The organism is Allorhizocola rhizosphaerae, assembly GCF_003426775.1.
Classification (GTDB): domain Bacteria; phylum Actinomycetota; class Actinomycetes; order Mycobacteriales; family Micromonosporaceae; genus Allorhizocola; species Allorhizocola rhizosphaerae.
The window spans coordinates 1-21,851 of the sequence record NZ_QJUG01000070.1 but is presented as its reverse complement, the minus strand read 5'-3'; the positions used below and the strand labels follow the sequence as shown (position 1 = coordinate 21,851).

Annotated in this window: 19 protein-coding genes and 1 pseudogene; 11 read left to right on the top strand and 9 right to left on the bottom strand. The window is 67.1% G+C overall.

The genetic code is table 11. The annotated features are described in order from the left end of the window. Positions 1–254 precede the first annotated feature (254 nt). Both DM816_RS17140 and DM816_RS17135 read left to right on the top strand, forming a co-directional pair. Positions 255–1,253, top strand: a complete 999-nt coding sequence (locus DM816_RS17140) for a malate dehydrogenase (protein ID WP_117211256.1) — start codon at positions 255–257, stop codon at positions 1,251–1,253. Between the two features lie 326 nt (positions 1,254–1,579). Next, complete coding sequence (locus tag DM816_RS17135) at positions 1,580–2,059, top strand: STAS domain-containing protein (protein WP_117211237.1); 480 nt, start codon at positions 1,580–1,582, stop codon at positions 2,057–2,059. On the opposite strand, the gene DM816_RS17130 is transcribed toward DM816_RS17135, so the two are convergent. From DM816_RS17130 to DM816_RS17120, 3 genes are all read right to left on the bottom strand, one after another. Beyond that, positions 2,052–3,011 (bottom strand): sigma-70 family RNA polymerase sigma factor, encoded by a 960-nt coding sequence (locus tag DM816_RS17130; protein WP_117211255.1) that lies wholly within the window; start codon positions 3,009–3,011, stop codon positions 2,052–2,054. The genes DM816_RS17135 and DM816_RS17130 overlap by 8 nt on opposite strands. Before the next feature lie 129 nt (positions 3,012–3,140). Beyond that, entirely contained in the window at positions 3,141–5,321 is a 2,181-nt protein-coding gene (locus DM816_RS17125) for a PQQ-dependent sugar dehydrogenase (protein WP_117211236.1), read from the bottom strand. A 47-nt stretch (positions 5,322–5,368) separates the two neighbouring features. Continuing rightward, positions 5,369–6,721 (bottom strand): GH1 family beta-glucosidase, encoded by a 1,353-nt coding sequence (locus DM816_RS17120; protein ID WP_117211254.1) that lies wholly within the window; start codon positions 6,719–6,721, stop codon positions 5,369–5,371. 46 nt (positions 6,722–6,767) lie between these two features. Between DM816_RS17120 and DM816_RS17115 the strand changes: the two genes are divergently transcribed. Beyond that, positions 6,768–7,733, top strand: coding sequence for a DUF2332 domain-containing protein (locus DM816_RS17115; protein ID WP_117211235.1), 966 nt, complete (start codon positions 6,768–6,770; stop codon positions 7,731–7,733). Between the two features lie 22 nt (positions 7,734–7,755). On the opposite strand, the gene DM816_RS17110 is transcribed toward DM816_RS17115, so the two are convergent. Further along, positions 7,756–7,938, bottom strand: a complete 183-nt coding sequence (locus DM816_RS17110) for a hypothetical protein (protein WP_117211234.1) — start codon at positions 7,936–7,938, stop codon at positions 7,756–7,758. A gap of 59 nt (positions 7,939–7,997) precedes the next feature. Then, positions 7,998–8,207, bottom strand: a complete 210-nt coding sequence (locus DM816_RS17105; RefSeq protein ID WP_117211233.1) for a DUF4236 domain-containing protein — start codon at positions 8,205–8,207, stop codon at positions 7,998–8,000. 367 nt (positions 8,208–8,574) lie between these two features. On the opposite strand from DM816_RS17105, the gene DM816_RS17100 reads away from it, so the two are divergent. From DM816_RS17100 to DM816_RS17065, 8 genes are all read left to right on the top strand, one after another. Next, the gene (locus tag DM816_RS17100; RefSeq protein WP_117211232.1) at positions 8,575–8,892 is read left to right on the top strand and encodes a hypothetical protein; all 318 of its coding nucleotides are present in this window, start codon (positions 8,575–8,577) and stop codon (positions 8,890–8,892) included. Between the two features lie 19 nt (positions 8,893–8,911). Then, positions 8,912–9,487, top strand: coding sequence for a GNAT family N-acetyltransferase (locus DM816_RS17095; RefSeq protein ID WP_117211253.1), 576 nt, complete (start codon positions 8,912–8,914; stop codon positions 9,485–9,487). A gap of 215 nt (positions 9,488–9,702) precedes the next feature. Then, entirely contained in the window at positions 9,703–13,266 is a 3,564-nt protein-coding gene (locus DM816_RS17090) for a nitrate reductase subunit alpha (RefSeq protein ID WP_117211252.1), read from the top strand. Next, positions 13,266–14,726, top strand: coding sequence for a nitrate reductase subunit beta (gene narH, locus DM816_RS17085; protein WP_117211231.1), 1,461 nt, complete (start codon positions 13,266–13,268; stop codon positions 14,724–14,726). The genes DM816_RS17090 and narH overlap by 1 nt, the downstream gene beginning before the upstream one ends. After that, a complete protein-coding gene (narJ, locus tag DM816_RS17080) occupies positions 14,723–15,247 on the top strand; it encodes a nitrate reductase molybdenum cofactor assembly chaperone (protein ID WP_117211230.1) in 525 nt (174 codons plus the stop codon). Before narH ends, narJ begins: the two co-directional genes overlap by 4 nt. After that, positions 15,244–15,927 carry a respiratory nitrate reductase subunit gamma gene (gene narI, locus DM816_RS17075; protein ID WP_117211229.1) on the top strand — a complete coding sequence of 228 codons (684 nt, stop codon included), beginning with the start codon at positions 15,244–15,246 and terminating at the stop codon, positions 15,925–15,927. The genes narJ and narI overlap by 4 nt, the downstream gene beginning before the upstream one ends. Continuing rightward, complete coding sequence (locus tag DM816_RS17070; RefSeq protein ID WP_117211228.1) at positions 15,908–17,224, top strand: MFS transporter; 1,317 nt, start codon at positions 15,908–15,910, stop codon at positions 17,222–17,224. The genes narI and DM816_RS17070 overlap by 20 nt, the downstream gene beginning before the upstream one ends. Positions 17,225–17,548: 324 nt before the next feature. Continuing rightward, the gene (locus DM816_RS17065; protein ID WP_170318829.1) at positions 17,549–18,871 is read left to right on the top strand and encodes a carbohydrate-binding protein; all 1,323 of its coding nucleotides are present in this window, start codon (positions 17,549–17,551) and stop codon (positions 18,869–18,871) included. A 494-nt stretch (positions 18,872–19,365) separates the two neighbouring features. Here DM816_RS17065 and DM816_RS17060 read toward each other — a convergent pair whose 3' ends face one another. The 4 genes and pseudogenes from DM816_RS17060 to DM816_RS17045 all read right to left on the bottom strand — a co-directional run. Beyond that, positions 19,366–19,869, bottom strand: a complete 504-nt coding sequence (locus tag DM816_RS17060) for a GvpL/GvpF family gas vesicle protein (RefSeq protein WP_162907561.1) — start codon at positions 19,867–19,869, stop codon at positions 19,366–19,368. A gap of 69 nt (positions 19,870–19,938) precedes the next feature. Further along, positions 19,939–20,679, bottom strand: coding sequence for a DUF427 domain-containing protein (locus DM816_RS17055; RefSeq protein WP_117211225.1), 741 nt, complete (start codon positions 20,677–20,679; stop codon positions 19,939–19,941). Positions 20,680–20,686: 7 nt separating this feature from the next. Beyond that, positions 20,687–21,439: an amino acid ABC transporter ATP-binding protein gene (locus DM816_RS17050; protein ID WP_425455249.1), complete on the bottom strand. Its 753-nt coding sequence runs from the start codon at positions 21,437–21,439 to the stop codon at positions 20,687–20,689. Positions 21,440–21,659: 220 nt separating this feature from the next. Next, positions 21,660–21,851, bottom strand: a pseudogene (locus DM816_RS17045) (IS256 family transposase); the annotation flags it as partial.

Here is a 21,851-nt window from a genome sequence, read left to right as displayed (position 1 = left end):
CGAACTGCTAACCCCTCCTTCCCTTCCCGCCGCCCCCTTTCCGGCTGCTCCTCCGGGAGGGCCGTCTCCGGGAGGGCCGCCTCCCGGCTGCCCCTCCCGCGGCTGCCTTTCCACGGTCGCCCTTTCCGGTTGATCATGAACTTAAGTCCATGCTCGACGGCGTGTCGCCGCATCAACTTCATGATCAACCGAGAAGGGGAGGCGCGAACGCCCCGGCGAACCGGGGCGTTTCGCTGCTCGTTAGCATGGCGGGCATGGTGGATGTTGCCCGTAACCCGGTGCATGTAACGGTGACTGGAGCCGCGGGGCAGGTGAGCTACGCGCTCCTGTTCCGGATCGCCTCCGGCCAGGTCTTCGGTCCCGACCAGCCCGTCGTGCTGCGGCTGCTGGAGATCGAGCCCGCGATGAAGGCGCTTGAGGGCGTCGCGATGGAGCTCGATGACTGTGCCTTCCCGACCCTGGCGGGCCTGGTCCTGACCTCCAACCAGCAGGAGGCGTTCGACAGCGCCAGTTGGGCGCTGCTCGTCGGCGCGATGCCCCGCAAAGAGGGCATGGAGCGCGGCGACCTGCTTTCGGCCAACGGTGGCCTGTTCGGCCCGATGGGCGAGGCGATCCAGAAGAACGCGGCGAGCGACATCCGCGTGCTCGTGGTCGGCAACCCGTGCAACACCAATGCGCTGATCGCCTCCGGGCACGCCCCCGACATCCCGGCCGACCGGTGGTTCGCGATGACCCGGCTGGACGAAAACCGGGCCAAGTCGCAGCTGGCGAAGAAGGCCGGCGTGCCCGTCGCCGAGGTGAGCAACCTCGCTATCTGGGGCAACCACTCGGCAACGCAATACCCGGACGCTTACAACGCCCGCATCGGCGGGCGCCGCGCCACCGACGTGATCGGTGACGAAGAATGGGTCAACGGCGAGTTCATCTCGGCCGTGCAGAAGCGCGGGGCGGCCATCATCTCCGCTCGCGGCCTGTCATCGGCCGCCTCCGCCGCCTCGGCCGCGATCGACTCGGTCAAGTCGGTGCTCGATGGCACGCCCGAGGGCGACTGGACCTCGCTGGCCGTCATCAGCAAGGGTGAATATGGTGTGCCCGAGGGCCTGGTGTTCGGCTATCCGGTGGCCACCAAGGCCGATGGCACCTGGTCGGTGGTCGAGGGCGTCGAGCACTCCGACTTCGCCCGAGAGAAGATCAGCAAGACCACCGACGAGCTCCTGCAGGAGCGCGACCTGGTCAAGCACCTGCTTCCGTAGCACAGCCGGGACAGACCGCCCCTGCGGGCGAGCCCTACGAGCTTCGTAGCGGAGCGCCGCGAGCCTTCCGGTCCGGGCCGCGCGGGTTTCTGGGAGCGGAGCGGCGGTGGGTTTCTGGAGCCGGGCTGGCTGCGCGGGCTTCCGTAGCGGGCTCTGGAGCGGAGCGGCTATGGGCCGGGCCGTGCCGCGCGGTGTCCGGGAGCGGGGCGGGGTTGGGTTCTGGGGCCGGGCCGCGCGGGGCGTTCTAAGTCGAGGCCTCGCAGGGCTTTCGGGGCGGAGTCGCGGTCGGGCGATGAATTCGCCGCGCGGGAGCGGTCTAACTTCACATGAGCACTCGCTGGGCCATCGGGCCGGTCATCAGGCGGGCGGACATCCCCGCCCTGTGTGACCGGCTCGACGCCTTGTTACAGTCCGGCGACTGCGATGTCGAATGCGACGTCAGCACGCTTACCGAGCCCGACATGGCCACCGTGGAGGCACTGCTGCGTCTCCACCTGACGGCCCGAAGACGGGGCCGCCGGGTGCGGTTCCACCGCCCCGGCAGCCGCCTCATGGAGCTGATCGTCATGACCGGCCTGGCCCTGGTGCTCGTGCCCGCCCTGGGAGAGCCTTCTTACGAAGCGCCCGCCCTGGGGGAGCCGTGTCACCAGGCGCGCGAAGTGCCTCCCCCGGGCGAGTCCTGTCACCAGGCGCGCGAAGTGCCTCCCCCGGGCGAGTCCTGTCACCAGGCGCGCGAAGTGCCTCCCCCGGACGAGCCCTGTCACCAGGTGCGCGATGGGCCTGCCCAGCGGGAAGGACCTAGTTGAGCACGGGTGGCAGGCCGAACATCGGGAACAGGCGCTCGGTGTCGAGGAAGTTGTTGACCGTGGCGATGCGGCCGTCGGAGATCTCGAGCACGATGAGGGCCCACGGCTGAGCCCCGCCCTGCCGGTATTGCCCGAAGGCCGGATGCCCGTTGGCCACCACGGGCACCAAGCGGGAACCCTCGCAGCCGCAACCCGTGCCGGTCATCCAGCCCCGGATGTCGGCCACGCCGCGCAGCCACAGCGACAGCGGAGGCATGTTGAGCGTCGCGTCCTCATGCAGCAGCGAGAGCAGCGAGTCGAGGTCATAGGCCTCGAACGCCTGCACATAGCGGGCCAGCAGCGACAGCTGGTCGGAATCCATGGGGCGCAACGTATCGGTGCTGACGTCGCTGGAGGCCAGGGTGGCCCGGGCCCGCTGCAGCGCGCTGTTGACCGAGGCCACGCTCGTGTCGAGCAGCTCGGCCACCTCTTGCGCCGACCACGCCAGAACCTCGCGCAGGATCAGCACGGCGCGCTGCTTGGCCGGCAGGTGCTGCAGGGCGGCCACGAAAGCGAGCCGGACCGACTCGCGCGCCACCGCCATCTCGGCCGGGTCGGCCTCCTCGCGCAGCACCCGCCCGTCGGGCACCGGCCCGAGCCACACATTTTCGGCGAGCGGCTCGGGCACGGCCGCAGTCGGCGACGACGACGGGCCGAGCTCCATCGGACGGGCCCGCCGCTGGCTCGCGTCGAGCATGTCCAGGCACACGTTGGTGGCAATGCGGTAGAGCCAGGAGCGCACGGACGCGCGGCCCTCGAACTTGTCATAGGCCTTCCAGGCGCGGACAAAGGTCTCCTGCACCGCGTCTTCGGCCTCGAATCCGGAGCCGAGCATGCGGTAGCAATATCCGGTCAGCTCCACCCGGTGCCGCTCAAGCATCAGCGCAACATCGGTCGTCGCAAGGTCGCTCATGCCCGAGAAACTACCCCATGGGTCCGACAACCACCGTTCGCGCAGCTCAACGGGCAACCGGGCGGACGGCCCGATCGCCTGGACGGATGGCCCGACGGCCGCGTCCATGACCGCACCCGAGGAAAAGCTCTAGCACAGTATGAGCACGCACGCCCGGTAGATCGCCGTGTAGGTCGTGTCGGTCGCTGGGGCCACTATGACGTGGGCGCGCGCTCCACCGTCCGACCAGCGATCGAATTGATATTTCTGAAGACCGGAGGTGTACGTGGCAGGTGCGCTCACCGTGTTGGTCGAGCCCTGGATGACCTCCCGCACAAACGGGGCCGCGCCCGTGAACGAGCCCACCGTGAGCTGGACGCCCGCCGGGTCTGACGCGAACGTGAGCCGGACCGTGCGCGGGTCGAGCCTGCGCACCACCGTGTGCGACAACCCCTGCGCGTCGGTGGCCGTCAGCGCGAGCTCCAAATAGGACGGATATTCGTGGTCGGGTGCCACGAATGAGCCCGAAGCGACTCCAGCCCAGTTTTGCACGACGTGCGTGTGGCAGTTGCCCGCGCTCGCGCAGTGCTGCATGCGCAACTGCCAACTGAGCGCCGAAGCCGGAAGCGTGCCCTGCTGGGGGTCTGTCGCGCGTCCGGTGAAGGAAACCGTCTCACCGACCCGCCACATCGTGCCCGCGACCGGAGTGTCAATGAACGCCGTCGGCGCCGCGTTGCCGGGCTGGATGGTCACCGTCTCCTCGTCGAACGCGCCGAGCGTGTCGGTCACCCGCAGCCGCGCCGAATATGTGCCGACGGTCGAATAGGTGAACGAGGCCGTCACACCGGAGGCGTCAAACGTACCATCATTCGTAAAATCCCACTGGTATGTCAGGCGCCCCTGGTCGGCCGGGTCGGCATCGCTCGATCCGGCGCCGCTGAAGTTGACGGTGAGCGGGACCTGCCCGGTGGTCGTGCTGGCCGCGATGTGCGCGACGGGCGGCTGGTTGGCCGGGAAGTACCGGACGCGCCGCACCGTCCCGCCCAGGTCCACATAGTACAGTTCACCGCCCGGCCCGATCGCCAGGTCCACCGGCCCGGCCGCCTGCTGCACGAAGGTCGTCACCGCCCGCGTGGCCGTGTTCATGGACCAGATGCACCCGCGCGAATAGTCGGAGAAGAACAGCGCGCCCGCATATGACGCCGGATAGGGCCCGCCGCCGGTCGGATAAAACGCCAGACCGGAGATGGAATCCCCGCCCGCCGCGCACTGCTCCCCGGGCACGATCGCATTGGCGTGGTTGTAGGTGAAGAACGGCGCGGTCTGCCCCGCCCCCGAGTACAGCGACTCGCACAGCGGCAGGTTGGCGTTGTCGTAGCTTGCCATCCGCCCCGCGCCCTCATAGCAAGGCCAGCCGAAGTTCGTCATCGGCGCGGTCGGGTTGACCAGCCGCTCGATGTCTTCCCACGTGCCCCAGCCGACATCGCCGAGCCACACCTCATTGGTGCCCGGCCGGATCGTGAACCGGAACGGGTTGCGCAGCCCTAACGCGACAATGCGCCGCTGGTTGGCATCGGGCGAGCCGATGTTGGGATTGCCCGGCGCGGCAAGGCCGGTGGCGGGGTCGAGCCGCAAGACAGTCCCGCCCAGCTGGGTGGGATCGGCCGTGGACCGTGCATCCTGCGAGCGCAGCGCGCCGCCCTCGTTGGCCGGGTCGCCGCACGGATTCGCCGGTGCGCCGTGCTGGCCGTAATCCACCGCGCTGAAGCTCGCACCGTCGCCGCCCGAAACGTACAGCATGCCATCGGCGCCGAAGTGCAGGTCCCCGATCGAGTGCGAGGGATATTGCTGGCACCAATCGTGAATGAGCACCGTTTCGTTGCCGCGCGCGTCCAATCGCGACAATCGCCCGGTCACGACGCAGTTGCCACCGTTGGCTCCACCGACGGCCGTGTTGCAGTTGTCGTTCCAGTATGGTGCGGTCTGTCCCGGTGGGGCGTCATAGGTGTAGAGGACGTAGACCGACGATCCGCCGACCGCCAACCCCAGCATGCCCCGGTCCCACACGTTGTGCGTGTTGGCGGACAGGTTGGCGAACACGGTCGGGGTCGGGTCGGCGATGCTGTCGAAAACCTTTATCACGCCGCCCTTTTCGGCGATGAAGACCCGCCCGTCGGGTGCGAACTCGATGTTGGTCGGCTGGCTCAGCCCGCTGAACACGATCTGTTCCTGGAACCCGCTGGGCACGATGGCCGCTCCGGCCGGCTGCACCACCACGAAGAGAGCGCCGAGCAACAGCGCACTGACCACCCACGCGACACGCGTCCTCATGCGAGGCATCGTATGGACACGTGCACATGGTTAACCAGTGACTGTTGTCACCGTACCTCGTTGGTGCGTATCACTTCTGCGTACCAATGGGCGGAAGCCTTGGGTATGCGCCTTTGGGTGGGATAGTCCACATAGACCAGTCCCCAGCGTTGGCTGTATCCCTCGGCCCACTCGAAATTGTCCAAAAGAGACCATACGTGGTATCCGGTCAGCCTCACGCCCGCCTCAAGCGCCCGATGGGCGGCGATGAAGTGGCCACGCAGAAACTCGATGCGCTCCTTGTCGTCGGACGCCTCCACGACCGGGATGCCGTTTTCAGTGATGACCAGTGGGATATCGCCATATTCCCGTTTCACCCAGGTGAGAATGTCATACAGCCCGTCCGGGTGGATCTGCTGCCAATCCGCCTGAGACGTAGGCAGTTTGGTCACTATCGAGTCCGGCCCGCTGTCGGTCACGAACAGCGGGTTGTAGTACTGGATGCCCAACAGATCCACCGGGCTCGCGATGGTCTGCATGTCACCCGGCCGGACCGGCACCTCAACACCGATCGAGGACAGCACGTCCGAAGGGTAGGAGCCGCGCAGCACGGCATCGAGCCAGAAGCGGTTCTCGATCCCGCCGCGCAGGTGCGCGGCGGCCCGTGCGGCGTCCGTGTCGCTGGCCGGATAGACGGGTGCGAGGTTGAGCGCGGGCCCGACCTTCGCGGGTTTGCCGGTGGCGCGCAACGCCTGCACGGCCATGCCATGCGCGAGCATCAGATGGTGTGCGGCCACCCAGGCCTTCTGCGGTGAGCGGAAGCCGGGCGCGTGCGCACCCCACAGGTACCCAACTTGCACGACGGTTTTCGGCTCATTGAGCGTCAGAAACGTGGGCACCATGTCGCCCAGTGCCTCATACATGATGGTCGCGTAATCGGCGAAGCGCGCGGCGGTGTCGCGCGCCTCCCAGCCGCCCGCGTCCTGCAGCGCCTGCGGCAGATCCCAGTGGAACAGCGTGGCCACAGGCGCGATATCCTTGGCGCGCAACGCCTCCACGAGACGCTTGTAGAAGTCGAGCCCCTTGGGGTTGGCCGGGCCGGCGCCGGTCGGCTGGATGCGCGGCCAGGCGATGGAGAACCGGTAGGACCGCAGGCCCAGCGACGCCATCAGCTCGACGTCTTCGGCGTAGCGGTGGTAGTGGTCGGCCGCGATCAGCCCAGTCTCTCCATTTCTGGTCTTTCCGGGGGTACCGGAAAAGGTGTCCCAAATGGACGGTCCACGCCCATCCTCTCGGGCCGCCCCCTCCACCTGATAGGCCGACGTCGCCGAGCCCCACACGAAGCCTTCCGGAAAGCGGCGCGGCGGTTCAGGCACCGGCGTATCGCGGGTGCACGCCGCCAGCGCAGCCAGCAGGGGCATGGTGAGTACGGTTCGGCGGGGGAACACATCGTTCATCATCGTTGGTATGACAACTGCCGCGCAATATGGATGGTTCGCCGCACGGGAGGCGCGAGGCGTTTCGCCCACCTACGAACGTCTGTCGTCGGCGGTGGCCGACGATGCGCAGGTGCTCACCCTGCTCGACACGCTTCCGCCCGCCAAACGCCAGCCCAACCTGCTGTTCGGCGTGGTGCGCCTGCTCGGTGGGCCGGTCGACCCGGATGCGTTCCACGGCTACGTGGTGGACAATTGGCCCGCGATCGCGGAGCAGATGCTGACCCGCGCGACGCAGACCAACGAGGCCGGGCGGTGCGCGGTGCTGCTGCCCGTGCTTGCCGAGCTGCCGCAACCGCTTGCGCTGCTTGAGGTTGGGGCGTCTGCGGGGCTCTGTCTTTATCCCGACCGGTACGCCTACCGCTACGGCGATCACACGATCGGCTCCGGCGGACGTGAACCGGTGCTGGAGTGCGTGGCCGGCGGGATGGTCCCGCCCGCCGGGCGGCCGGAAGTCGTGTGGCGCGCTGGGCTGGACCTCAACCCGCTCGACGTGACCGACCCGGGCGATGTGGCGTGGCTGGAGGCGCTGATCTGGCCGGAACACGGGCACCGCCGGACCCGGCTGCGCGCCGCGGCTGCGATCGCCGCCGCCGAGCCGCCGTTGCTGGTGCGCGGCGATCTGGTGGACGACCTGCCCGCGTTGGCCGCGCAGGCCCCGGCGGGTGCGACGCTGGTGGTGTTCCACACGTCCGTGCTGTATCAGGTGCCGCAGGCGCGGCGGGAGGCGTTCCTGGATCTGGTGCGCGGGCTGCCTGGGCACTGGGTGTCCAATGAGGCGGCCGATGTCGTGCCCTATGCCGGGCTGCCCGAGCCGCCGCGGGAACAGTTGCACAACGTGCTCGGGCTGGACGGTACGCCGCTGGCCTGGACCGCGGGGCACGGGCAGTCGATCACCTGGTTCGGCCGGCTCACTGCTCGCGCCACTGCTGGTTGAGCTGGCCAGGACCGTAGCAGTCTCACCACACGACCGGCGTGCCGTTGGAGCCGAGATCGTCGTAGGCGGCGTCCAGGCAGCGCCCGGCGAACTTGCTGATGAATGCCTGCGACTGCTCCTGCTGGAGCGCCGCTTGCGCGGTCGAGCCGACGAAGAGCATCGCGAGCAGGGCCGCGACCGCCGCAAGCCGTCGAGAAATGGTCATGCATCAACGTAGCGCGAAGACAAGCCGCCGGTGCATCGTGGCGGGCACCGAACCTCTTATCAGCGGTGGCGCCTGCGCCGCTGGTGGTGCTGCCTGTGGTGCTTGTCCTGCTTCCACGAGAACGGGCCGGGCAGGTCGACGCGGTGGGCTCGGGCCCGCGAGTTCCATGACCACGCGCCCAGCTTGATGCTCCACGAGGACAGTCCACGCTGGGTGAAGTGCAGGCGCAGCGGGCCGAGGCGAAGCGTCCGGCGAAACATGATCCCCATGTGTCCATGATGGCCCACCACGTCAACCCGCCCGCTCCCGGCGCCGACCGGCCACAGTCAGTCAAATGAAACCGCGTCCAATATCGGCCAATATCGACGTCTTCACCCGCCAACCGAACAACGCCGCACGCCTTACCTCGGATAGCGACCAGCCGGCGCTGCCTGCGCTCGTGACCTTTGGGTTTTGGTGTACGTCGAAACCCTTGGCGGGACCGCGCCGCCGGTGGCATCTTGCGCACATGCGGACTCGGCGGTTCGTGTGTGGCAGTTCGTGCTGTCGCCGGCCGCCGCCGCGATGGCGGTGCAGACGGGGGCCGTCGCGTCGGCGGCCGTGATGACCGGTCTTCGGCCTGGGTAGGGTCGTGCCGTGAAGTATCACCGCGACGAGCGGGCGGCCAAGCGCGGGCCGGTGTTGGTTCCGGTGGTTTCGCAAGCCGTCGACGAGGGATACCGGCTGGTCGGGCCGGAGGGGGCGCTCACCGCGACGGTGGAGCACGTGCATCGGGACGACAACCATCCGGCCGGGCCGGACACCCACGTGGTGATCTCTTTCGCGGATGGTACCCAGCTGGAGTTCCCGTTCGGCGTGCCGTTGACCGCGGTGTGGCATGCCGAGCAACGCCCGTTCAGCGATGCGGAGCTGCGGGCGGCCACGCCAAATCGGTGGGGTGCCGCCGTCGCGTGACGGTATCGTGCAGGCAGTGATGCATCCCGAGGTGATCCGCGCGACGCCGCATGCCCGTGCCCGGGTCGTGGAGACGGTCGTGGCGGCGTTCGCGACCGATCCGGCGTTCCGCTATTTCTTCCGCGACGGTGGCGCGTTTGACGAACAGGCCGCGACCTTCGCCGGGTACCTCTTCGATAAAAGGGTCACGGAAGGCACTGTCTGGGTCATCGACGGCGGCGCGGCGGTCGCGATGTGGGATGCGCCGCGTGCGGCGGCGGCCGACGGCGGCACCGAGCTGGAGCTGCCCGCCGCGACGCTCGCCCGGCTGGAGGCTTACGAGTCGGCCGTTCACGAGGCGCTTCCGGCCGATTCGCACTGGTATCTCGGGGTGGTCGCCACCCATCCGGGCAGCGCCGGGCGTCGCTTGGGCCGCGCGGTGATGCGGGCCGGCGCGCAGAGTGCGACGGCTGCCGGCTTGCCCGCTCACCTTGAGACCACCAATCCCGCCAACGTCGAGCTGTATCGCGGGGTCGGCTGGGAGGTCACGGCCACGGCGGCCGTCGATGGCCTCAGCATTTGGGTCATGCGGCACGAGTCGCCGAAAATCCCTTAAGGGTTTTTCGTCCCCGGCGGATCTATTGACTTAAATCTGGAATCAGTCCATTCTTGACGTCATAGTGATGTGCGTTGATCTGCCTGGATGTGGCGGATCCGCGTCGGAGGCGTAGCGGACGGGCACGGCTGCCTGTTAGCTTGCGCGTGACTGTCCACATGAGAGTCAAGAGGTCGCTGATGTTCGGGTCAACACCGAACGGGGATGCGCTGGGCATGGATGGCGCGGTTTCAGAAGCATTGTTGCGGGCTGGGCGGTATTTGCGCCGGGCAGAGACGTCGGCTGATTTGCGCGCCGTCTATCGCGTGGGTGGGCGTGACTCGGACGCGTTTCAGCGCGGGCAGTGGAGTCACGATGCGGTGGTGCGCTCGACGCATGGGGTGAATTGCACGGGTTCGTGTTCGTGGAAGGTGTATGTCAAGGACGGGATCATTACCTGGGAGGAGCAGCAGACCGACTATCCCAGCACCGGGCCGGACCGGCCGGAGTATGAGCCGCGTGGGTGCCCGCGTGGGGCGGCGTTTTCGTGGTACACGTATTCGCCGACGCGGGTGCGATATCCGTATGTGCGCGGCGTGCTGCTGGAAATGTACCGCGCGGCAAGGGCTGAGCTCGGCGATCCGGTGCTCGCCTGGGAGAGCGTGACCGGCGATCCGTTGAAACGGCGGGCATATCACCATGCACGCGGTAAAGGCGGATTCGTGCGCGCTGGGTGGGATGAGGCCGTGGAGATGGCCGCCGCGGCGCATGTGTCGATTGTGAAGCGGTTTGGGCCGGATCGGATCGCGGGTTTCTCGCCGATTCCCGCGATGTCGATGGCGTCGTATGCGGCGGGAAGCCGGTTCTTTTCGCTCATCGGCGCGGCCATGCTGTCGTTCTACGACTGGTATGCCGATCTGCCGGTGGCTTCGCCGCAGGTGTTCGGCGACCAGACCGACGTGCCGGAGTCGGCCGACTGGTGGGACGCGACCTATCTGCTGGTGTGGGGCTCGAATGTGCCGGTCACACGCACGCCCGATGCACATTGGATGGTAGAGGCCCGTTATCGCGGGCAGAAGGTCGTCGTGGTGTCCCCGGATTACTCCGACACGGTCAAGCTCGGCGATGAATGGCTTCCAGCCCAGCCTGGTACGGATGCCGCGCTCGCGATGTCGATGGGCCACGTGATCCTGCGGGAGTTCTATGTGAACCGTCAGGTGCCGCGTTTTGTGGAGTATGCGGAGCGTTTCACCGATCTGCCGTTCCTGGTGACGTTGCGCGCGGATGGCGGGTCCTATGTGGCCGACAAGTTCCTGACCGAGGAAAGCTTCAAGCCGATGGTGTTCGACCGGGGGAAAGGCCCGGTCGCGCCGAACGGCACGCTCGGGTTCCGGTTCGCCGAGTCGGGGATGGGCAAGTGGAACCTGGACCTGGGCGACATCGACCCGTTGCTGACGCTTTATGGGGAGTCGGCGGAGACGGTCGAGGTGAGGCTGCCGCGCTTTGACGTCGAGGGTGTCCTGAATCGCGGCGTGCCTGTCGTGCGCGTGGGCGATCAGCTGGTGACCACCGTGTTCGATCTCGTCCTGGCGCAGTATGGCGTGGGGCGGGCCGGGCTTCCGGGCGCGTGGCCGGAGTCCTATTCGGACGCCGCTGAGCCCTACACGCCCGCGTGGCAGGAGAGCATCACGTCGGTTCCGGCGGAGAAGGCGATCCGCGTGGCGCGCGAGTTCGCCCGCAATGCGGAGCAGTCCGGTGGCCGATCAATGATCATCATGGGTTCGGGCTGCAATCACTGGTTCCACGCCGACACGATTTACCGCTCCTTCCTCGCGCTGCTGAAGCTGACGGGTTGCCAGGGGGTCAATGGTGGCGGGTGGGCGCACTATGTGGGGCAGGAGAAGGTGCGCCCGCTGACCGGCTGGGCACAGCTGGCGTTCGGGTTCGACTGGGCGCGGCCGGCCCGGCAGCAGGCGGCGACGCCGTACTGGTACCTGCACACCGACCAGTGGCGCTATGACACGTTCACGGCCGACACATTCGCGTCACCGCTTGCGGAGCAACGGTTTGCGGGCAAGTCGGTGGCGGACCTCATCGCGCAGTCGGCCCGATTGGGTTGGATGCCGTCGTATCCGACGTTCAATCGCAACCCGCTGGATCTGGCCGACGAGTCCGCCGACCCGGTCGCGCATGTCGTTGCCTCGCTTCAGGATGGGAGTCTTCGTTTTGCCGCCGACGAACCGGACGCGCCCGAGAACTGGCCGCGGGCGCTGACCGTGTGGCGGGCCAACCTGCTGGGGTCGTCGGGCAAGGGACACGAGTATTTCCTGCGGCATCTGCTCGGGGCCGATTCGGCGGTGCGCGCGGAGCCGGATGGGGATGTGCCCGAGGGCAAGCTGGATCTGTTGATGGCGTTGGACTTCCGGATGACGAGCACGACCATGTTCGCCGACATCGTGCTCCCGGCGGCGACGTGGTATGAGAAGCATGACCTGTCGAGCACCGATCTGCATCCGTATGTGCACGCGTTCAACCCGGCCATCGCGCCGCCCTGGCAGACCCGCACCGACTTCGCCGCGTTCACGGCGATCGCGAAATCGTTCAGCGTCATGGCAAAGACCCACCTCGGCGTGCGCAAGGACATCGTCGCGGCGCCGCTGATGCACGACACGCCCGACGAACTGGCCACGGTCAACGGGATCGTGCACGACTGGCGCGAGGACGGGAGCACCCCGATCCCGGGTGTCACCATGCCCCGCCTGGTCGTCGTCGAGCGAGACTATCCGGCCGTCGCTGAACGGATGGCCGCACTCGGCCCGCTGGTCGAGCGGCTGGGCGCGATGACCAAGGGTGTCCGGTTTGAACTGTCCAAAGAGGTGGAATATCTCCGCGGGCGTAACGGGGTGGTCCGGGAGGGAAGCGCACGGGGCCGTCCATCCCTTGCGCGCGACACCGACATGTGCGAGGCGATCCTGGCGTTGTCGGGCACGACCAACGGCGAAGTGGCGGCTGCGGGCTTCGCCGACCTTGAGCGGCGTACGGGCGTACCACTAAAGGATTTGGCCGAGCACAGGAGGGTGACCTTCGCCGACACGCAGCAGGGGCCGGTTTCGGTCGGCACGTCGCCGGAGTGGTCCGGCATCGAGAAGGACGGGCGGCGCTACAGCCCGTTCACGCTCAACGTGGAGCGGCTCAAGCCGTGGCACACACTGACCGGTCGGCAACACTTCTTCCTCGACCACGACTGGATGGCCGAGATGGGCGAGCAGCTCCCGGTGTACCGGCCGCCGCTGTCGATGAGCAAATTGTTCGGCGAGCCCGCGATCGGCGAGCAGGGCGAGCTGGGCCTGGCCGTCCGCTACCTCACACCGCACTCGAAGTGGTCGATTCATTCCGAGTACCAGGACAACCTGGTGATGCTGACGTTGTCGCGCGGCGGGCCGACCATCTGGATGAGCCCGGCGGACGCGGCGCGGATCGGTGTGGCCGACAACGAATGGGTGGAGGCGGTCAACCGCAACGGTGTCGTGGTGGCGCGGGCAACCGTGTCACACCGCATGCCGGAAGGGACCGTGTATCTCTACCACGCGCAGGACCGCCTGATCGGCGTGCCCAAGAGTGAGACCAGCGGCAAGCGCGGCGGCACACACAACTCGCTCACCCGCGTGCTCATCAAGCCCAGCCACCTGATCGGCGGCTACGCCCAGCTTTCCTTTGCCTTCAACTACCTTGGGCCGACCGGCAACCAGCGCGACGAGGTCACGACGATCCGCCGCCGTTCACAGGAGGTCGACTACTGATGCGTGTCCTCGCACAGATGGCGATGGTCATGAATCTGGACAAGTGCATCGGCTGTCACACGTGTTCGGTGACGTGCAAACAGGCGTGGACGAATCGGGGTGGGGTCGAGTACGCGTGGTTCAACAATGTGGAAACCCGGCCGGGGCAGGGATATCCGCGCACCTATCAGGACCAGCAGCGGTGGCGCGGCGGGTGGGCGCTCAACCGGCGCGGGCGGCTCAAGCTGCGCTCGGGTGGGCGGTTGCGCCGGCTGCTCTCCCTGTTTTCGAACCCACACCTGCCGAAGCTGTCCGACTATTACGAGCCATGGACCTACGACTATCAAAACCTCATCACCGCACCGGCGGGCGACGACCTGCCCACGGCGAAGCCGACCGCGCCGATCGTGTGGAGCGCCAATTGGGACGACAGCCTGGGCGGCGGGCCCGAGCTCGCGCAGCACGACCCGGTGCTCAAGACGATGTCCGAGCGGGTGCGGCTGGAGTTCGAGCAGGCGTTCATGTTTTACCTGCCCCGGATTTGCGAGCACTGCCTCAACCCGTCGTGCGTGGCGGCGTGCCCGTCGGGCGCGATTTACAAGCGCACGGAGGACGGCATCGTGCTCGTCGACTCCGACACGTGCCGCAGCTGGCGGATGTGTGTGAGCGGGTGCCCGTACAAGAAGATTTTCCTCAATCATCAGACGGGCAAGGCGGAGAAATGCACGTTCTGCTTCCCGCGCATTGAGCTGGGCATGCCCACGGTGTGCGCGCAGACATGTGTCGGACGGCTGCGATACATCGGCATTGTGCTCTATGACCCGGATCGGGTGCTGGAGGCGGCGAGCGTGCGTGACGAGCATTCGCTCATCGAGGCGCAGAAGCGAGTGTTGCTCGACCCTCGTGACCCGTCCGTTGTGGAGGCCGCCCTGGCAAGTGGCATCTCGGAGGAATGGCTTGAGGCGGCACGGCGTTCGCCGGTGTATTCGCTCATCTTCGATTATGGGCTGGCCCTGCCGCTGCATCCCGAGTATCGGACGCTGCCTATGGTCTGGTACATCCCGCCGCTCTCGCCGGTCGTCGATGCGGTGCGCGACACGGGGTTTGACGGTGAGGACGCCGAAAACCTGTTCGCGGCGGTGGATTCGCTGCGCATCCCGATCGGCTATCTGGCATCGCTGTTCACGGCCGGTGACCCAGCGCCCGTGCGCGATGTCCTGCGCAAGCTCGCGGCGATGCGGGCGTTCATGCGCGACATCACGCTGGGCAGGGAGCCGGACGAGTCGATCCCCGCGTCGGTCGGTATGACGGGTGAGCTGATGTATGACATGTACCGGTTGCTGGCCATCGCCAAGGCCGAGGATCGGTATGTCATCCCGCACGCCCATCGGGAGCCGACGACTGAGGCGTTCAACGACGGGTGTTCGGTACAGGACAGTGGTCGTGTCATGCTGCCGATGCCTAAGGTGCGCGCGTCATGAGCCGTGTTTTGCACAAGGCGGCGTCGATTGCGCTGTCCTATCCGGAGTCGCGCGCTGTGCTGTGGGGTGTGTTGCCGGAGTTCGAGTCCTATTTGGAGCGCACACCCTTGTCAGTCGCGCAGGCACACTATGTCGAGACGTTCGACATGCGCAAGCGGTGCTGCCTGTATTTGACCTACTACACGCATGGCGACACGCGCCGGAGGGGCGTGGCGCTGCTGAAGTTTCGGCAGGCATACCAGCGGGCCGGACTCGTCGTGACCGACGAGGAGCTGCCGGACCATCTCGCGGTGGTATTGGAGTTCTCGGCGGCGGGCAACTACGACGCGGCGATGGAACTGCTTGTCGCACACCGAGCCGGGCTGGAGTTGTTGTGGCAGGCGCTTGACGGGCTTGGCTCGCCATACGCGTCGGTCGTCGGAGCCGTGCGGGCAGCGCTGCCCCGGCCCGGCCCGGCAGACCTGGCGGCCGCACGCGCACTGGCACAGGAGGGACCACCCGTGGAGATGGTGGGGATATGAGACTCGCGGTTTGGGGTGTGTTGCCGTACTTGGCGTTGGCGAGCTTCGTCATCGGGCTCGCGTGGCGGTACCGGTACGACAAAGCGGGCTGGACGGCGCGTTCGAGCCAGCTGCACGAGCGGCGGCTGCTGGCCCTCGGCAGCCCGCTGTTTCACTACGGGATTCTGCTGACCGCGGGCGGCCACGCCATGGGCCTGCTCATCCCGGCGGGCTGGACCCGGGCGGTGGGCCTGAGCGACGGGCTCTACCGCGTCGTCGCGTTCGGAGTGGGCGGGATGGCCGGGGTGATGACGGTCACCGGGCTCGCGATTCTCGTCTATCGCAGGCTGACCGTGCGCGCGGTGGGCCGGGCGAGCCTCGCCAGCGATCTGGTCATGTATGTGCTGCTGGGCACGACCATCCTGATGGGACTGGCGATCACGTTGACCGGCAACGGCCACGACTACCGCGCGACCGTCGCGCCTTGGTTCAGGTCGATTTTCGTGCTCCAGCCGTCCGTGGATGCGATCGCGCAGGCGCCGTTCGGGTTCCAGCTGCACGCGCTGGTGGCGTGGGCACTGATCGCCGCCTGGCCGTACACGCGGCTCGTGCATGCGTTCAGCCTGCCACTGGGTTACCTGACCCGACCGTACATCGTCTACCGCAGCAGGGAGGCGAGCCGTGCGCGGGCAATGGATTGACCGATGGGATCCGGAGGACGAGGGCTTCTGGCGCGCCACGGGCCGGCGGATCGCCCGGCGCAATCTCGTGTTCTCGATTTTCGCCGAGCACCTGGGATTCTCGGTGTGGCTGATGTGGAGCGCGGTCGTGGTGAGCCTGCCGCTTGCCGGGTACCGGTTCGGGGCCGATCAGCTGTTCTGGCTTGTTGCCCTGCCGAACTTGGTGGGGGCGGCGCTGCGCATCCCTTACACGGCAGCCGTCGCGCGATTTGGCGGTCGCAATTGGACGGTCGTGACGACCACGGCGCTGGTGGTGCCGGTGGGGTTGTTGTATTACTGCGTGGCTTCGCCCGGTACACCATATTGGATGTTTTTGATCGCGGCCGGCTTTGCGGGTGTCGGCGGCGGCAACTTCGCCTCCAGCATGGCCAACATCTCGTACTTCTATCCTGAGCGGGACAAGGGTTGGGCGCTGGGCATCAACGCGGCGGGCGGCAACATCGGCGTGGCGGTGGTGCAAATCGTTGTGCCGCTGGCGATTGTGGCGGGCGTGATGGTGAGCGACGTGGCGCTGGTCTATCTGGTGCCGATCGTCGCGGCGATCGCGTGCTCGTGGCTGTTCATGGACAATCTGACGGTGGCGCGGGCGACGGTGCGCCAGCAGTTGACCGTGTTACGCGACAAGCACGCGTGGGTGATGTCGGTGCTCTACATTGGAACGTTCGGGTCGTTCATCGGCTATTCGGCGGCGTTCCCGCTTCTGATCCAATCGCAGTTCGCCGGGGTGCGCGGGCAATACTTCGCCTTTCTCGGCCCGCTCGTGGGCTCGCTGTCGCGCCCGTTCGGTGGCTGGCTCTCCGACCGCGTCGGCGGCGCCAAGGTGACGGCCGCGACGTTCGTGATGCTGGCGTGGGGGACCGGCGGGGTGCTTTTGAGCCTCAATCTCGCGAGCTTCTGGCTTTTCCTGAATTCGTTCCTGGTTTTGTTCGTGGTGAGCGGGGTCGGCAACGGCTCGACCTACCGCATGATTCCGGCCATCTACCGGGCGATCGCGGAACGCAAGTCCGACCCGGCCGCGCTCGCCCACGCGCGCATCCAAGCGGCGGCCGTGATCGGGCTGGCATCCTCCATCGGCGCGTTCGGCGGATTCCTCATCCCACGCGGATTCGGCATATCCATTGTGCACACCGGCTCGATCGCGTTGGCACTGCTGGTATTCTTCGCCGGGTACGCGGTGTTCCTCGCGATAACGTGGTGGTTCTACCTGCGGCGCGCGTTCGCCTCCCGCTTGCCCAGCCTTGCCTTCGCCAAGGTCTAGCCGGGCTTGTGTGGGTAGTCGAGTTGGCCCCATTCGGCCGGCGGCAAGGTAGAAAGACATGGTTGGGCCTTCGGGCGATGGGCAAAGGTTCGTCACCAGTGCTCGTGCGAAGCCCTTGCTCTTGTCACGACACCATGTCGACGGACCTCCAGCCGTGATGGCGAGCTCTCATGAGCAACGCGATGGTCCTGTGTGGGGATCTCAGTGACAAGTTTGGCGTCCAGCGCGTCGTCCCAGCCGAAGATCGTATCTGAAGCGAACCTTAAGGGGATGGGTGTGGACATTTAAAGTAAGCTTTCTTAATAATTAGCCATGCGGAACGACATGTTTAAATCCCGGCGCTGGCTGGTCGCCTTGGTAACCGGCGTCGCGATGAGCTTCGTGACGGCGCTCGTGCTCATTCCCACGCCCAGTGAGGCGGTCGTGTGCACCGCGCCGGCGTGGGCGCAGGGCCGCACCTACACCGCCGGAACGCAGGTCACCTACCAGAACCGGCTCTACCAGGCGCTGGTCACCCACACCGCGCACCCGGGCGCGGGATGGAATCCGGCCGCGACACCGTCGCTGTGGAAGGACATCGGCGCGTGTGACGGGACACCGCCGACCTCTGCGCCCCCGACTACGACGCGGCCGCCCACCTCGGCCTCGCCCACCTCGCGGCCGCCAACCACCTCGCGGCCGCCGACCGGTGCGACGTGTGCCGTCAAGTCGCGGCCGGCGGGCAAGGTGCTGCACGGCTATTGGGAGAACTGGGACGGCGCGTCCAATGGCGTGCACCCGCCGTTCGGCTGGACCCCGATCACCAACCCGCTCATCCGCCAACACGGATACAACGTCATCAACGCGGCGTTCCCCGTCATCCGCTCCGACGGCACGGTCCTGTGGGAGGACGGCATGGACGCGACCGTGCGCGTGGCCACCCCGACCGAGATGTGCCAGGCGAAGGCGGCGGGCCTGACCATCCTGATGTCCATCGGCGGCGCGACCGCGGGCATCGATCTGAGCTCCAGCGCCGTGGCCGACCGGTTCGTCGCCACGATTGTGCCGATCCTGAAACGGTACAACTTCGACGGTATCGACATCGACATCGAGACCGGGCTGACCGGCAGCGGCAACATCAATGCGCTGTCCACCTCGCAGGCGAACCTCGTGCGCATCATCGACGGCGTGCTCGCCCAGATGCCGTCGAACTTCGGGCTGACGATGGCTCCGGAGACGGCCTATGTGACCGGCGGCAGCGTCACGTACGGCTCCATCTGGGGCGCATATCTGCCGATTATCAAGCGATACGTTGACAACGGGCGCCTGTGGTGGTTGAACATGCAGTATTACAACGGCAGCATGTACGGCTGCTCGGGCGACTCCTACTCCGCCGGAACCGTGCAGGGCTTCGTCGCCCAGACCAACTGTCTCAACCAGGGCTTGGTCATCCAGGGGACGACTATTCGAGTCCCGTTTGACAAGCAGGTACCGGGCCTGCCCGCACAGTCGGGCGCGGGCGGCGGCTACATGACCCCGGCACTGGTCGCCCAGTGCTGGAACAGCTTCAACGGCAACCTCAAGGGCCTGATGACGTGGTCCGTCAACTGGGACGGCTCGCGCAACTGGACCTTCGGCGACAACGTGAGGGCGCTGCAGGGACGGTAAAACTACGGTGGCCACCGAGAGGTGCGCGAGGGGCGTCGGGCCTACGGTGGCCGGATGCCCCTCGCTTCGCGTGTCCGTGGCATCGCCAGCGCAGTCGTGCTCGTGTTCGGCAGCGCGTCCCTGGTCACCGCGTGGGTCACACACGAGCCGACCCGCCCGGCCATCGCCTGGGATCGCCTCATGGGCCATGGTCGAGCCGGACGGGATGGCGGGGCTGGACATGGCCAAGACAGGCGTTCGCGCTCACCTACGCCCCACTGCCGGGAGTCCGCCCGCCCGACGGTCCGGTCGGGCCGCCCCGGCTCGCTCGTCGCGGGCTGGATGCTGCGCCACTGGGCCGCGCTGACGCCGCAAGAGCTTCAGCGTTCGATGATGCCTTCCGCCACAAGGCGATCGGCGAGCGAGGCCAGCCCGCGCCGCAGGCGCGACCTGGCCGTGCCTCCGGGATGTTGAGCACCCAACTTGCCGCTCACGCCATGGGCCAGCGACGGGCATCAAATTGACAGAAGCGGATCGCGTGAGGGCAGCCGCACTTGTCGCGCGAGATAGATCCGGCCGTCGTAGATGCGCGCCGCTTGCCAGGCAACGGTTTCAACGGATTCCTGCGGGGATTGGCGTTCCAGCCAGGCGTCGGAGGCGATGCGCACCGACCACTGCGCGGCGTCGCGGACGCGGTCGAGCTCGGCGCGCATCCATGAGCGCTGCGTCACCAGCTGCGTCACGACCGCCGCCCGGCTGGCGTGGACGACGCCGAAGCGCAGGGGCAGAACCGGTACCCCCTGGAAAAATATCTCTTGAATCACCCGGTCATGCGCGGCCAACGCGTGATCCGCCCGCGCCACGGCCAGGCCCGCCGGATCGACCTGCGCCGCGATCGCGGCGAGACCGCCCGCCGCGACGACAGGCGACGGCCGGACATCGTCGATGCCCGACGGAAGCTCCAGACCGGGCACGGCCGAAGCCTCGACAATCGCGTACACGTACCAGATGGCAGGCATGAGCAACCTCCCCCCGCCTTCGGTGAGTCCCATCCCAACCGTCATTACGCATGCCGGGGCCCGGCCGGATCACCTCTGTTCGCGAATCCCGTCGATATAGATGTCGAGCTTTTCGTTGTAGAAGGCGATCAGCCCGGCGATGCGCTGGCTCTCAGGCAGCGGCGTGCGATAGGACCATGCCAGATCCTCGCGCAGGCCGGCCGGAGTGCGGATCGACCAGTACTCGGCCTGTCCCTTGTAGGGGCAGTGCGTGACGGTGTCGGTGTGCACAAGCAGATCCATGCGCACATCGGTCTTGGGCAGGTAGTAGCGGGTGCGCAGCCCGGTCTCGAACAGCAGGATGGGTCGGCTCGACTCGGCAACGACCACGCCGTCGACCTCCACCCGGATGGTGCGCGAGCTGGGCAGGGTGTCGATGCGCGTGTATGGGTCGCGTGCGTGCGTGTAGACCTCCTCGTCCTCCTCGAACCAGGCGTCCATCGCCTTCCAGTCGAGCCGGACCAGGTCGCGCAGGGCCTCGATCGGCGAGTCGGCGTAGCGGGTCGCGGCCCCTTCGGCGACGCGATCGCCAACTCGCACATCGTAGATCTCGCCATCGCCGCGGCTGGGCGAGTGGTGCGTCCTGCCGGTCGGCTCCAACTCGGCGCGCACATCCTCGATCGGGAAGTAGTAGGTCGGATAGTAGGGGGACTCCCAAACGTGTGCGGGTCGGGTGGTGTCGGCGACGGCCTGCCCGCAGAGGAAGGCCCGCACCCGCTTGGCGCCCCGTTCGACCCGGACGCGCCCGCGCGTCTGCACAACGTCAGTCATATCGGCGTCAACCGCCGAGCCGCCCGCTGGATTCCATCAGCCGCAAGAACTGGCGCGTCCGCGGTTCGGTCGGGTCGTCGAGCACCCGGTGCGGCGGGCCCTCCTCCAAGATCTGTCCATTGTGGAGGAAGCACACCCGGTCGGCGACCTGCCTGGCGAAACCCATCTCGTGCGTGGCGATCAGCATGGTCATGCCGTCGGCCTTGAGGCTGCGGATCAGCGCGAGCACCTCGCCGACCAGCTCGGGATCGAGCGCCGACGTGACCTCGTCCAGCAGCATCAGGCGCGGCTCGTTGACCAGTGCGCGCACGATCGCCACCCGCTGCTGCTGCCCGCCCGACAGCCGATCGGGGTAGTCACGCGCCCGCTCCGCCAGGCCAACCTTTTGCAGCAGGGCCAAGGCCTTCGCCTCGGCAGTGGCCCGGTCGAGCCGGTGCACCCGGCGCGGCGCCAGCGTGATGTTGTCCAGGACGGAAAGGTGCGGAAACAGGTTAAACGACTGAAAAACCAAACCTATCTTTTTGCGTACCTCGTCAGCGTCCGCACCAGGCTCGGTGATGTCCACGCCGTCGAGGTGGATCGTGCCGTCGTCGATGCTCTCCAGCAGGTTCACGCAGCGCAGCAACGTCGACTTGCCCGACCCCGAAGCGCCGATGAGCACCACGACCTCGTGCTCGCCCACCTCCAACCACAAGTCGTCAAGGACAACATTCCCCCGAAAAACCTTGCGCACCCCAGCCACCCGCAACACACCGCTCACCACCCCAACCCTACCCACAGCTAGGCCGCGCCCATTTGCGTCGATAATGAACTTATGTCCATTCTCGACGGTGCGCCGCGACACTAACTTCATGATCGCGCGGAGGGCCCATCGGGGGCCTATCGGCGCACTGGCGTAAGCGCCGCGCCCTGCCGGGTGTGTCAAGTAAGTGGTGGAAGATTTCTTCGGTGGTTGTGTCTAATGTGGAGTGTCGTCGATATTAGTGGCGGCCGGCGCTGACGCGGCCGTCGAAGGTGATGTCGAAGGCGTTCAAAGCGGCTTTCCATCTGTTGGACCAGCGGGCGCGGCCCTTGCCGGCGGGGTCGAGGCTGAGCACGGTCAGGTAGAGCACCTTGAGCGCGGCCTGCTCGGTCGGGAAGTGCCCACGGGCGTTGACCGCGCGGCGGAACCG

Excerpts from the sequence above, each read along its gene's own strand:
- DM816_RS17060 (WP_162907561.1), bottom strand. The coding sequence starts at position 19,869 with ATGCCTGCCATCTGGTACGTGTACGCGATTGTCGAGGCTTCGGCCGTG.
- DM816_RS17120 (WP_117211254.1), bottom strand. The coding sequence starts at position 6,721 with ATGCCCCTGCTGGCTGCGCTGGCGGCGTGCACCCGCGATACGCCGGTG.
- DM816_RS17130 (WP_117211255.1), bottom strand. The coding sequence starts at position 3,011 with ATGAGCGACCTTGCGACGACCGATGTTGCGCTGATGCTTGAGCGGCAC.
- DM816_RS17140 (WP_117211256.1), top strand. The coding sequence starts at position 255 with ATGGTGGATGTTGCCCGTAACCCGGTGCATGTAACGGTGACTGGAGCC.
- DM816_RS17110 (WP_117211234.1), bottom strand. The coding sequence starts at position 7,938 with ATGACCATTTCTCGACGGCTTGCGGCGGTCGCGGCCCTGCTCGCGATG.
- narJ (WP_117211230.1), top strand. The coding sequence starts at position 14,723 with ATGAGCCGTGTTTTGCACAAGGCGGCGTCGATTGCGCTGTCCTATCCG.
- DM816_RS17095 (WP_117211253.1), top strand. The coding sequence starts at position 8,912 with ATGCATCCCGAGGTGATCCGCGCGACGCCGCATGCCCGTGCCCGGGTC.
- DM816_RS17065 (WP_170318829.1), top strand. The coding sequence starts at position 17,549 with ATGTTTAAATCCCGGCGCTGGCTGGTCGCCTTGGTAACCGGCGTCGCG.
- DM816_RS17090 (WP_117211252.1), top strand. The coding sequence starts at position 9,703 with ATGGATGGCGCGGTTTCAGAAGCATTGTTGCGGGCTGGGCGGTATTTG.
- DM816_RS17115 (WP_117211235.1), top strand. The coding sequence starts at position 6,768 with ATGACAACTGCCGCGCAATATGGATGGTTCGCCGCACGGGAGGCGCGA.
- DM816_RS17055 (WP_117211225.1), bottom strand. The coding sequence starts at position 20,679 with ATGACTGACGTTGTGCAGACGCGCGGGCGCGTCCGGGTCGAACGGGGC.
- DM816_RS17105 (WP_117211233.1), bottom strand. The coding sequence starts at position 8,207 with ATGGGGATCATGTTTCGCCGGACGCTTCGCCTCGGCCCGCTGCGCCTG.
- DM816_RS17125 (WP_117211236.1), bottom strand. The coding sequence starts at position 5,321 with ATGAGGACGCGTGTCGCGTGGGTGGTCAGTGCGCTGTTGCTCGGCGCT.
- narH (WP_117211231.1), top strand. The coding sequence starts at position 13,266 with ATGCGTGTCCTCGCACAGATGGCGATGGTCATGAATCTGGACAAGTGC.
- narI (WP_117211229.1), top strand. The coding sequence starts at position 15,244 with ATGAGACTCGCGGTTTGGGGTGTGTTGCCGTACTTGGCGTTGGCGAGC.
- DM816_RS17135 (WP_117211237.1), top strand. The coding sequence starts at position 1,580 with ATGAGCACTCGCTGGGCCATCGGGCCGGTCATCAGGCGGGCGGACATC.